The organism is Clostridium sp. YIM B02506 (genome assembly GCF_022324845.1).
Taxonomy (GTDB): Bacteria; Bacillota; Clostridia; order Clostridiales; family Clostridiaceae; genus Clostridium_T; species Clostridium_T intestinale.
Genome location: NZ_JAKGTG010000055.1, coordinates 1 through 12,117 on the forward strand (window position 1 = coordinate 1; position 12,117 = coordinate 12,117).

Annotated in this window: 12 protein-coding genes; 1 reads left to right on the forward strand and 11 read right to left on the reverse strand. The window is 30.5% G+C overall.

The window, feature by feature from the left end; genetic code table 11:
• Positions 1 to 119: 119 nt before the first annotated feature.
• Positions 120 to 296 (reverse strand): hypothetical protein, encoded by a 177-nt coding sequence (locus L1S49_RS22685; protein ID WP_238907593.1) that lies wholly within the window; start codon positions 294 to 296, stop codon positions 120 to 122.
• Positions 297 to 421: 125 nt separating this feature from the next.
• Here L1S49_RS22685 and L1S49_RS22690 point away from each other — a divergent pair, with 125 nt between their 5' ends.
• Positions 422 to 586 carry a zf-TFIIB domain-containing protein gene (locus L1S49_RS22690; RefSeq protein ID WP_238907595.1) on the forward strand — a complete coding sequence of 55 codons (165 nt, stop codon included), beginning with the start codon at positions 422 to 424 and terminating at the stop codon, positions 584 to 586.
• Positions 587 to 667: 81 nt separating this feature from the next.
• Here L1S49_RS22690 and L1S49_RS22695 read toward each other — a convergent pair whose 3' ends face one another.
• The 10 genes from L1S49_RS22695 to L1S49_RS22740 form a co-directional block, all read right to left on the reverse strand.
• Positions 668 to 2,083 (reverse strand): alpha/beta hydrolase domain-containing protein, encoded by a 1,416-nt coding sequence (locus L1S49_RS22695; protein WP_238907596.1) that lies wholly within the window; start codon positions 2,081 to 2,083, stop codon positions 668 to 670.
• A gap of 98 nt (positions 2,084 to 2,181) precedes the next feature.
• Positions 2,182 to 2,490: a PTS lactose/cellobiose transporter subunit IIA gene (locus L1S49_RS22700; RefSeq protein WP_238907599.1), complete on the reverse strand. Its 309-nt coding sequence runs from the start codon at positions 2,488 to 2,490 to the stop codon at positions 2,182 to 2,184.
• Positions 2,491 to 2,492: 2 nt separating this feature from the next.
• Complete coding sequence (locus L1S49_RS22705) at positions 2,493 to 2,795, reverse strand: PTS sugar transporter subunit IIB (protein ID WP_238907601.1); 303 nt, start codon at positions 2,793 to 2,795, stop codon at positions 2,493 to 2,495.
• A gap of 37 nt (positions 2,796 to 2,832) precedes the next feature.
• Entirely contained in the window at positions 2,833 to 4,086 is a 1,254-nt protein-coding gene (locus tag L1S49_RS22710; RefSeq protein ID WP_238907603.1) for a PTS transporter subunit EIIC, read from the reverse strand.
• 455 nt (positions 4,087 to 4,541) lie between these two features.
• Positions 4,542 to 5,564, reverse strand: coding sequence for a LacI family DNA-binding transcriptional regulator (locus L1S49_RS22715; RefSeq protein WP_238907604.1), 1,023 nt, complete (start codon positions 5,562 to 5,564; stop codon positions 4,542 to 4,544).
• A 161-nt stretch (positions 5,565 to 5,725) separates the two neighbouring features.
• Positions 5,726 to 7,006, reverse strand: a complete 1,281-nt coding sequence (locus tag L1S49_RS22720; RefSeq protein ID WP_238907605.1) for a DUF4038 domain-containing protein — start codon at positions 7,004 to 7,006, stop codon at positions 5,726 to 5,728.
• Between the two features lie 109 nt (positions 7,007 to 7,115).
• Positions 7,116 to 8,540, reverse strand: a complete 1,425-nt coding sequence (locus L1S49_RS22725) for an L-fucose/L-arabinose isomerase family protein (protein ID WP_238907606.1) — start codon at positions 8,538 to 8,540, stop codon at positions 7,116 to 7,118.
• Positions 8,541 to 8,559: 19 nt separating this feature from the next.
• Complete coding sequence (gene glpK / locus L1S49_RS22730) at positions 8,560 to 10,062, reverse strand: glycerol kinase GlpK (protein ID WP_238907607.1); 1,503 nt, start codon at positions 10,060 to 10,062, stop codon at positions 8,560 to 8,562.
• A 17-nt stretch (positions 10,063 to 10,079) separates the two neighbouring features.
• Complete coding sequence (locus L1S49_RS22735) at positions 10,080 to 11,012, reverse strand: transketolase family protein (protein ID WP_238907609.1); 933 nt, start codon at positions 11,010 to 11,012, stop codon at positions 10,080 to 10,082.
• Positions 11,005 to 11,835 (reverse strand): transketolase, encoded by an 831-nt coding sequence (locus L1S49_RS22740; RefSeq protein WP_238907610.1) that lies wholly within the window; start codon positions 11,833 to 11,835, stop codon positions 11,005 to 11,007. The genes L1S49_RS22735 and L1S49_RS22740 overlap by 8 nt, the downstream gene beginning before the upstream one ends.
• Positions 11,836 to 12,117: the final 282 nt, after the last annotated feature.

The following is a 12,117-nucleotide window of genomic DNA, read 5'->3' on the forward strand; positions in this document are numbered from 1 at the left end:
TCATAGGAGTTTTTTTCTGCTCAGAGCTAAAGCCTTTTTGTCCACCGGCATAGCCGGAGGTTTTCTAGACAATAAAAAATATCCTTAGCAGAACTAAGGATATTTGAATAATCATTATTTTATAAACTGCTTAAGAATACTAAACTACACCAAAGATACATAAGAGATAGGCAGCAGATAAATGTATTCAATGCTGTTTTTTCATTTTTATCAGCAACCTTTTTTATTATAGAAACCATATTTACAACAAAAAGGCTTGTGAATATAAGACCAATTAATAAAGCTAAAAAAAACATAGATAACTCTCCTTCAAACTATCTTTTGTAATTATACCATATTTTTCATAATAAATGTATTCAATTATAAACCTCATTAAAGTATAATTAATATAAAAGCTTACAAATTATAGGAGGTTATTGATATGGGAAAAATACAATTTGAAGAAGCAGAAGAGCTACCGATATGTCCTCACTGTGAAAAGGAACTATCTACTATACATAGACATTATAAAGGGGTACTTTCATCTGTGGTTATATACATGTGCCCTCACTGCCGAAAGATTCTAAACATAATTTCTGAGGATTAAAAACTAAAGGACTTTTGATTTTGGTTATTCAAAATCAAAAGTCCTTTTTAACTTGGTGTTAACATATATGCATTAAAAAAATTAACTCAATCCAGCAGATTTAGCTCTTTCAACTGCTAATTTGATGACTTCTTCTCTTTCTTCTGGAATAATAAAACCCGATGCAATTGCCGAATCAGTGCTTTTCTCTGCAAGAGTTTTATAGTTTTCTAAATCAGAATAAATTGCTTTTAATTTTTCTTTGGTGAAGTTTTTCTTATAACCAAAAACTCTTTCACTACCATCTGGTTTTGTACTAAATCCATGATAACTTGCTGTAGGTAAGTCTATAAATGGTGTTCTAATTCCACCAATAGCATTTCCAAAAACATCTGTAATATTTTTACCATCATATCCTATTTTTATGGATTCAGCATGAGGAGCAGGAACTCCATATCTTACCCAACAATATAAGTTTCTAAATGCAGCATTAAATACAAATTCGCAAGGATAATCATTAGGATCTCCTTCAACGCCACTATATAATCTCCTTTTTCCCATCATATAATTTTCATCAGCTCCAAGCCACTTTAATGTATTGTTTACATTATCATGACTAGATCCTGGAACTTCATAGGCTCTAAATAATTTTCCTGGTATGTCACTATCACCTTTCCACTTAACTGCTTCATTTTCACTTTCTGTATTTATAGCTATATATGGCTCCCTAGCTCCCATTACTCCTGCTCCTTCTGAATAAAAATATCCCTTTGAAGAAACTTTTATAGGTTCATAAGAATTAAGGGGAGCAGGACTAGCACCTCCACCAGCTGCCAAATATCCATCAAACATAGGTAATTCTGAGCAGTTTTCTTTTAAGTATGCAAAAGACTTTACATAACGAACTAAATACCCTGCTGATTGGGACCAGCCAGTTAAATACAACTTATAATCACCATACTGAGAAATTGGATTTAATTCACTTTTGGTTCGTAGAGCTTTTGCAAAGTCAGTAAGCATATCCCAGAATAGTCCTGCCTCATATTGAGGGAAAAATTTAAATATAGAATTTTTAGGTTCAGCTCTTTCTGGCATAGGATTTTCCCATGATAGCACGGAATATCTTTCATTATCTACAGAGTATAATGAATTTAATACGTCAGATTTGCTTGTTATACCTATATAGATATCTCCATTTCTAGTAAAGTATTTCCATGAATTTACCCACATACGATCTAGATCTATTAAAGCAGTGGGGTTTAAAATTTCAATTACAACATTTCCACTAAATTTTGATACATCCATTGGACGACGTACTATAAATCTATTAACATATGGCGCATTTTCATATATTGTTATTGGCTCATAATCTTCACCATTTTCATAAATATTTGATGTTCCCCACATGAAAAATTCTTCCTCGATATATCCTATTTTATCAAAATCACATTTTTTAGCGGCTTGTGCAAATGGAACAGAATTTTCTGTTACTGGTATTAATTTAATTTTTTCAATCATTAACTTCTCCTTACCAAAAAATATTTAATATTATGATTAATTAAATTCAGCTAAAGCATTACTACTTCAGCTGAATATATTAAAGTTCTTAAAAATTTTTAATTTAATCTTTCATATACATCAATTAATTCGTTAGCAACTATATTTAATCCTTCAGCACTCATTAACTGGTCTTCAGCATGAATTAATAGTAATGTTATTTCTTTTAATTCACCAGCAGAATCTTTTTGAATTAATTCTGAATGTGCCTTATGTCCTTGTGCAAATATTTCTTCTCCATCTTTAATCATTTTTTTTGCATCGTTTATATTTCCTTTTTTAGCTTCTTGAACTGCATTTATATACATACTTCTAGCTGAGCCTACTGTGGAAATAATATTAAACATAATCATTTCTAAATCATTCATATTTATTCTCCTAGTGCTTTTAAAGCTTTTTCTAAAACAACTTTACCATTCATCATCCCATAATCTCTATGATCAATAACTTGTACAGGAATGCCTTGTGCCATTGTTTCTATTTTCTTCAAGTTGAAACCAATTTGAGGTCCAAGTAAAGCAATATTAGCATCTGCTACTACTCTTTCAGCATCACTTATTCCATATGCATGAATATCACATTCTATATTCATTTCATTTGCTGCTTCATTCATCTTTTTTACTAGCATTCCTGTTGACATTCCACCTGAACATATTAGTACTATTTTTATCATTTATAACACTCCCATTCAATTATTTTAATAATTATAATTAGTTTTCAATACCTTGTTCTTGTTTGCATAGTTGACTATCTGCATACTTTACAAATGGATAGAATAATACACAACCTATTAAAATTAAAACTACTTGCATAGCTGCTATTTTCCAACTACCTTGTAAAAATCCTGATACTATCATAGGAGTTCCAAAAGGTAGAGTTATAGCCATCATCGGCGGAATCAACCCTATAGCAGTTGCCGTATATGGAAGAATAACACAAATAAGTGGGAAAAGCATCCATGGTAGTGCATATATAGGATTTAGTATTATTGGTAAACCAAAAACTAATGGTTCTGAAATCGAAAAACACGCTGGTATAAATGCAATTTTAGCAAGAGTTTTATTTTGTTTGCTTTTTGATATTATCATAAGTAAAATAGCTATCGGCAGTACTGAGTTAGAAGCATAATGTCCATTAAATTGGTATCCTAATATATTTGGTAGAGCCTCACCTGCTTGAGCTGCTGCTAGTTGAGCGGCATCCATAGACTGCCAAATAGGAGTTACTAAAGATAATACTACTAATCCATGAATACCAAATAGCCAACAAAGCTGACATAAGAAAGCTATAATTAATGCCGAAATTAAATTTCCACCAATATATTTTGTTAGTGGTGCTTGAATTAATGTAAAAATAAATTTATGAATGCTTCCAAAAGCTGTTAGTGAAAACACTGCTGAAATACCTGTAAATATAGTTAATATAATAATAGCTGGAATTAAACTAGAAAAAGTATTACTTATAAAAGGAGGAACGCTATCAGGCATTTTAATACTCCAACCTTTTTCTTCTATAAAAACATAAATCTTTGTAGTTAATATCGCTACTATCATAGCAGTAAATATTCCTTGTGATCCAAGCCATTCTGTTGTTATCTGACCCGTTTTCATATCATAAGGAGTTACAATAAAGAGAGAAACTAATGCTAGTAATCCTATAATTCCTTCTTTTGATTTAAATTGTTGTGCTAATCTGTAAGCTATACAAAATGAATATATTACAGCAGTAAAGCTTGTTGTAAATTTCATTGGTACAGAAAGTATAGCTCCTATTCCAGACGAATTTATAAAATCTTTATATGCTTGAATTGGAATAATTTTTAGAATCAAAGCAAATGACCCCATAATTACAATTGGCAAAGCCATCATAAATCCTTGAGATATACCTTGCATATACTTATTTGTCTGTAATTTACTTACTACTGGTTGTACTTTTTCAAGAACAGCCTCTCCATTAAACTTCATACTAATTCCCCCTGTTTAAAATAATATATATTGACTATTTTATTTAAATATTTAGCAAACTTAAAAAGTTGATAAAAACTTAATAGCTTATAAATATATTAACTTATACGATTTCATTAAATGATAAACTAAATAATTTATTGCGATTTTTAAAAGTTTTATTTACTTATTGTATAATATTTAAAATCATTTATTTTTTAACATATTTATCAACTCCTGCACTTTAAGCCATTTAATTGCTATTAAAAGAATTTTATAACTCATTTAAAATCTTGCTAACTTATGTATTTATTATATATCGTTTTCAAATAAAATTCAATATATATTTAGTAAATTTTTTGTTTATTTCTGATAAATTTTTAGTTATTTATTTGTTGAAATATTTATAATTCTAAATTAAAAAAGTAAGAAGATAATTAAATTAATTAAAATTTAATTATCTTCTCTCTAAAATTTTACTTATTTATATTCGCAACACTGCTTCTTTCTACAAGCTTTGTATCAATTTCTATCTTTAATGGCACTTCATTTTCTTCTGAATTTATCTTATCTATAAGCCTTCTTACAGCCAAACTTCCCATTTCCTCTGTATGAACCTTTATAGTAGTCATATTAGGATAGCTTAATGACGAAAAAGGTATATCATCAAAACCAATTACAGACACATCCTTAGGTATACTTATCCCATTTTCTTGCATAGCCTTCATTGCGCCTAATGCAATTATATCATTAAATGCAAATAATGCTGTAGGAAGATCCTTAAGAGAATGTAACTCTAGAAACTTACTCATATCCTTATAAGCCCCATCTAAAGTTGGCTCAATAAAAATTTCATACTTTTTATCAAAATCTAATCTTGCATCTTTAATTGCTCTTCGAAACCCCTTATAACGATGCTCAAAGTTATTAATGTTAACTGAGCTTCCTAATAATCCTATTCTTTTATGCCCGTTATCAATAAAATATTTAGTTGCTCTATAAGCTCCACTATAGTTGTTTATTAAAATATAGTCATTGCTTTTAGTATTAAAATAGCTATCTAAAACTACCATAGGAATATCTATATTCTCAAAGTAATCAAAATCTTTTTCATTCATTTCTGTAGCTAAAAGAAGCATTCCATCTATCTTACCTTGGTTTATAATCTTAAAGACATTTTCCGTATCATGCTCTCCGCTAATAACTTGAGATATTAACAACTCACATCCATTTTGTCTACATTCATTTTCACAAGCCTCTATAAGTGCTGAGAAAAATTGTGTATCAGAAACCACATACCCGTGTTTCTTAAAAAGAATTAGTCTTATTATCTTTTCTTCATTTTTTTTATTGTTTCGGAAATAACCTAATTCTTCTGCTATTTTGATAATTTTAGATTTAGTTTCTTTTCCTACTCCTTTTCTATTATTAAGTGCATTTGATACTGTACCTGGCGATACGCCAGCTAATTTAGCGATATCTTGCATTATAGTTTTCATTTTTACTCTCCTACCTTCTTACTAGCCCGATTATTATGATCTTTTTTATTACATAACTATAGTATAACCCATTATTGATTGAATTAAAATATTTTTACTAAATATTTATCTTATTATTTATTAAAATATCTGAGGTATATATAGGAAAGTGTCTATATTTATTATTTTTTTAAAATTATTAAACAATCTCTTTCAAAATTATGCATGTATATTGTAGTTTTTTCATCAAAAACCTCTATATTTGGAGTACAAACATTTTTATCTGCAAGATCAATTATTTTGACATCATAATCTAATAGATTTTTATCTAATTTTATATTGGTATTGACAGGCACATATATCAATATCTTATCTTCTGTTTTAGTAGAAGCCATTCTAATATCTGGTATGTTATTTATAAGCTTATTCATTGGAATTAACTCATCTATTCCATATAAATCTAGAATATACTTTATATAACCGTAATCCCATGCACCTGGGTACTTTAACGCATCATTCCATGGATTAGGTCTATCGAATCCTTCACCTAAACCAGAGCCAAAAGACTTACCTATTTTGTGCCAGCTATAAATACCATGTGCTCCATAAGTAACCCCAGAACAAGCACCAGAAAGTATGCTCATCCAAGCAGCTCTTCTCACATCATACTGATAGAATCTTCCATACATTTTTCTGCTATATCCCATCTGTTCATAACACGGTTCTGAATTGAGTATGGGTTTAACTGGGTACTTTTTATAAAAACTTTCTGCAAGTAAATATGGCATAGCTGGATCTTGTGCATTGTGCCCAGATTGGTACATATAAAAATCAATTAAATCAATAAACTCTTCAGGAATTACATCAAGCCTTCCTTTTATATGAAGAGTTTGAAGTAAGCTCGGAGCTAATTTTCTTAATTCTTTTGAAGCTTTTAGATAATACTTTTTTGTATTTTCTGTATCAAAATCAGTGTCACCACTAATCATGTAAATTGGTTCTAAATCAGAAAAAGTTTCGTGCACTTTATTTATATATTTATCTATAAACTCATAAGGCATAATGTTACCATCAATCATTCTACTAGCCCATGTATCAGGTACATAGTTACACCATAAAACAACAAGAGCTAAGTCAAAACCTTTTGTTTTAGCCATTTCACACATAGTTCTTGCTCTATCAAAATAAGCTTGATTAAATTCACTAAACTCGAACTTTTTATATTTTTCTTTTTTATATGGTAATGGATAAAAGTCTAAATCCGTGCCACTAGCATCCCACTGTGGCATAATATTTATCTGAATTACATTAAAACCTTGATACTTTCTCAAATTCAAGTAATATTCCCATTCGTCTAAAGTTATATTTGTGAATGCACTCCAACAAGTATCTGCTAAATAAAAAAAGTGCTTCCCATCCTTTTTAAATATACGACTGTTCTTTTCAATAATAATTTGTGACATATACTTCACCTCAATTTATTAATATAATATATAGCAAAAATGATAAATTACGCATTAGTATAATTATACATAATTTATCATTTTAAAAATACAATAAATAAACTAGTTGTTATTCTCCACGAATCCAGGCTTTTACTTCTTCTTCTACATCATCATAAAAGTCTGGAGTTAAATTAGGTATATACTTGCAAGCTTCATATATTACAGGTAATACATCCTTATGAACTCCTGTACAGTGATGAACGTATGGACCAGTTACTAATTTATCCTCAAGTTTTGATAAATTATCTACTTCAACCCACAAATATGCTCCTTGAATATAAGGGCCTTCAATCCCTCTAGCTTTTCCAAGTAACATTGAATATTCTCCATTATCTCCATCAAATCTTAAAAGAGATACCTCGCCACCTTTAATTTCTGCAAAAGAGGCTCCACTACATCCACTTTCAAGAGCAAATGGTATTTCAATCTTAGCTTTTTGATTCTTTTTTGTTAAAGATATTGGGAAGCAGCCACAATGTTGAAGAAGCTCACCATTTTTGTTAGTTGGATGAGCTACTGTCCAGTCAGCAAAAAAAGGAGGCGCTTCTCCCATAGTTGCAGCTTGTGCTATTACAGAAGTAATTGCTCCATGAATATCTGTTTCACATACTACTGGAATTCCTTCATCAGTTAATAGAGCGTTGGCCATACAAGGCATTATTTTTAATTCATCTTGAAGAGCGGTCCAACACTGTATTGCAACTGCACTACAACCAAATTCAGTAGTTAGTTCACTGTATGCAACTTTTAAAGCTGCAACATTTTCAACAATTTCTTCTGAAACTGTAATTTCTAATACTTCTTTCATATACTCAATAGTTGCTTGTACTTTTTCTTTTTCCTCTAACTTAACCTTTTTTACTTTATTTACAAAGTCAGTCATAGAAAGTGGGTAAATTTGAACTCCAAACTTTTCTAATAATTCTCCTTCATTACACATCATAGTCCAAAAAGAAGATGGGCGTGTAGAGATTTGAAGTATTCTTAGGCTACCAAGTTCTTTAACCACATTAGTAGCCGCAATAAAGTTTTTTAATCCTCTTTCAAAGGCAACATCTTCTAAGCTAGAATTAGGTATATAAGTAAATGGAACTTTAAAACGCCTTAATATTTTACCTGTTGCAAATAGCCCACATTGAGTATCTCTAAGCCTTGTTCCATCTGCTAAAGGAGAGTCATCTCTAGGGCCCCATAATAATACAGGTAACTTCATCTTAGAAGCAACCTTTGCAACTAAATCTTCTGATCCAAAGTTACAATGTGGAAAAAATAACCCATCAACTTTTTCTTTATTAAATTTTTCTACTACCATTTCAACATGTTTTTCAGAGAATAGTAAACCTTCTTCGTTAATATCATCTATGTTTACAAATTCTACACCTAGTTCCTCTAACTTTTTGCAGGTTAAATCCTTGTACTTTATAGCATCATCTTTACTAAATATTGATCTTCTGGTTGATGCTACACCTAGTTTAATTTTAAACTCCTTCATTTTTACTCCTCCTAATAAATTATTTTTTACTTAAACCTGACATATATAAAACGCTTTCAACTGCATTTTGCCATTCACTATATAATCTGTCTCGTATATCAGAGCACATTTTACTTTGATAAACTTCTGAATCGTAGGAAAGTTTGCTTATTTCATCAATACTAGTCCACATACCTAACCCAAGTCCACCTAATAAAGCAGCCCCTATTGGAGATAGTTCTTCATTAAGTTTTTTTTCTATACTACAATCTAATAAGTCTGCTAAAAATTGATTGTAAGTTTTATTAGCACTTACACCACCATCTATATTTAGTTTTTTCACTTTAATATCCGCCTCTTTTTCTATAACCTCTAAAGCATCTTTTACTTGATAGGCAATACTTTCTAAAGCAGCTCTCATAATATGCTTTTTATTTATATTTCTTGATATTCCTACTATAGAAGCTTTTGCTTTTGGATTCCAATGGGGAATTCCAAGTCCAAAGAAAGCAGGTACTAAATAAACCCCTTCATTATCTTCTGTTTCAATAACAGCTTTATTAAATTCTTCGAAGTTTTGAAATAATTCAAGGTCATCACGAATCCAGTTTATTGTGTCTCCACTTGAGTTTATGATACCTTCAATTCCGTAGTTAACACCTTTTTTATTAACATAAGCTATAGTTGTTACTATTCCATTTTTAGATGGAATATATTTTTCTCCTACGTTGACCATTATTGAATTTCCAGTGCCGAAGGTTGATTTAGCCATTCCACTTTCAAAACAACGTTGTCCAAATAAAGCTCCTTGAGAATCACCTATTACTCCACAAATTTTTAAATTACTTTCAAAAAAACCTTCTAAGTTTGTTTCTCCAAATATTTCGTCAGAAGGATAAATCTCAGGTAGCATAGTCTTAGGAATATTAAATAAATCCAAAAGCTCTTTATCCCATTTTAATGTCTTTATATTTAAAAGAAGAGTTCTACTAGCATTAGTATAATCGGTTACATGATGTTTTCCTTTGGTCAATTTCCAAATAAGCCAACTATCAATTGTTCCAAGAAGTAGTTCTCCCTTTTCTGCTTTTTCTCTTGCGCCATTAACATTGTCAAGTATCCATTTGATTTTTGTTCCAGAGAAATAAGGGTCTAACCTAAGCCCGGTTTTATCAGTAACTAAATCCTCATATTTACTAAGGTCATTACATATTTCACTGGTTCTTCTACATTGCCATACAATAGCATTATATACAGGATTTCCGCTCTCTTTATCCCAAACAACCACAGTTTCTCTTTGGTTAGTAATAGATAAACCTAACAAATCACTTTCTTTTATTTGATTTGTTACGATAAGTTCCTTTATTGAAGTTTTTACATTCTCATATATTTCAATGGGGTTATGTTCAACCCATCCTTGTGCTGGATATATTTGTTCATGTTTTATGGACGTCTTATATTTTACATTGCCTGTAGAATCTATAATTAATGCTTTAGTCGCTGAAGTACTTTGATCTATCGTTAATATAAACTTTTTTCCCATATCATTTTCCTTATCATTTATCTAAGAATTTCTTCTGCAACTTTTATTAAGTTTTCAGAAGTTAATCCATAATAATTAAATACTTCTTTTGAGTTTCCTGCTATTGGTGCCTCGTCTGCAATTGCAATAATTTTCATCTTTGCTGGTGAGTTCTGACAAACCACTTCTGATACTGCAGCTCCAAGACCTCCATAAACGCTATGTTCCTCTATAGTTATTATCCCTTTAGTTTCATTTGCTGCTTTTACTATTGCATCTATATCTAAAGGTTTTATTGTGTGCATGTTTAGAACTCTGCAGCTTATGCCTTTTTCACTCAATTCTTTACTAGCATCTAATGCTGATTTTACTGTTTCACCTGTAGCAATTATTGTGATATCATTTCCTTCATTAAGTAAATTAGCTTTGCCAATTTCAAATTCAAAATTATCATTTTCATATATATCTTCTACTGGATTTCTTCCTATACGAATATAGGCTGGTTTATTATATTCATGTAATGCCTCAATCATCTTTTTGGTTTCAAACCTATCCGCTGGGAGTAATACTGCAATGTCTGGAATAGCTCTCATAACTGCAATATCTTGAAGAGAATGATGGGTCATACCTAAAGCTCCATAGCTTACTCCTCCACTAATTCCAATTAACTTTACATTTGTTTTTGAATATGCTACATCAACCTTTATCTGCTCTACGCTTCTCATTGATAAAAAACATGCTGGTGAAGCTATATAAGGTTTTTTATTACATGTTGCAAGTCCTGCTGCGATTCCAACAGAGTCTTGTTCTGCAATACCCACTTCAACAAATTGATCTGGATATTTTTCTGCAAAACCTCCCATAGATGCTGAACCTCTAGAGTCACATGTTAAAACCATAATATCTTTATCTTCTTCTGCAAGTTCAATCAATGTATCACATATCACTTGACGATTAGAAATCTTATTCATTTATAGCTCCTCCTTCTAATTCCTTAATAGCTTGATTATACTGTTCTTCAGACAATACTCCATGATGCCACTTTGTTACGTTTTCCATAAAAGAAATTCCTTTTCCTTTAACAGTATTAGCTATAACCATTGTTGGCTTGTCTTTCTTTAAAGGTATGTTATTAAAAGCCTTTAATAATTCTTCTATATTGTTTCCATCTACCTCTACAACTTCCCACCCAAAACTTGTCCATTTATCTTTTAGATTATCTAAAGCCATTACTTCTTCTGTTGTGCCAGATATTTGAAGTCCATTTCTATCTACTATTCCAACTAAGTTGTCTAGTTTATAATTAGCAGCTGCCATGGCACCTTCCCATACAGAGCCTTCTGCTTGTTCGCCATCTCCCATTAATGTAAAAACTCGATAGCTTTTATTATCACGTTTTCCAGCTAAAGCCATGCCGACAGATATAGGCAATCCGTGACCTAAAGATCCAGTGTTTACTTCAACTCCATTATTTTTATTGTTTGGATGACCTATTAATGTTGATCCATATTGACTATAAGTTTTTAGCTTTTCTTTATCAAAGAAACCTTTGTCAGCCAAAATATAATATAGAGATTCTGCAATATGTCCTTTACTCAAAACAAATCTATCTCTATTAGAATCACTAAATTTTTTAGGACTAATATTTAGTATATTGTAGTAAAGTGTAGTTAGAATATCAATACTTGACATTGAGCCTCCAACATGTCCTGCTTTAGAAGCATAAACCACATCTAGGACTCCTCTTCTTACTTGATTAGCTTTAATTTTTAGATCTTTTACTGTTTGATCCATTCTCAATCCTCCTAAATATTTAGTTTCAAAATAGAATCTTTTAAATGCTTTACTTATTTAGCTTATCTATTATATTTCCAATTATAGCATTCATATTTGATTTAGTAAATATTTTTATTTATTTAACTAAATATTTATTTGCAATGTATTGGTTTTGCATAGAATTTTTGCTTAATCAATTTCATAAAAAAAGAGAATACTCAATATAATCAATGTCATTAAGTTAAGATGATACACTCAAAGAGTAGAGTATGTAGAAATACATGCCCTGCTTTTTTTTAT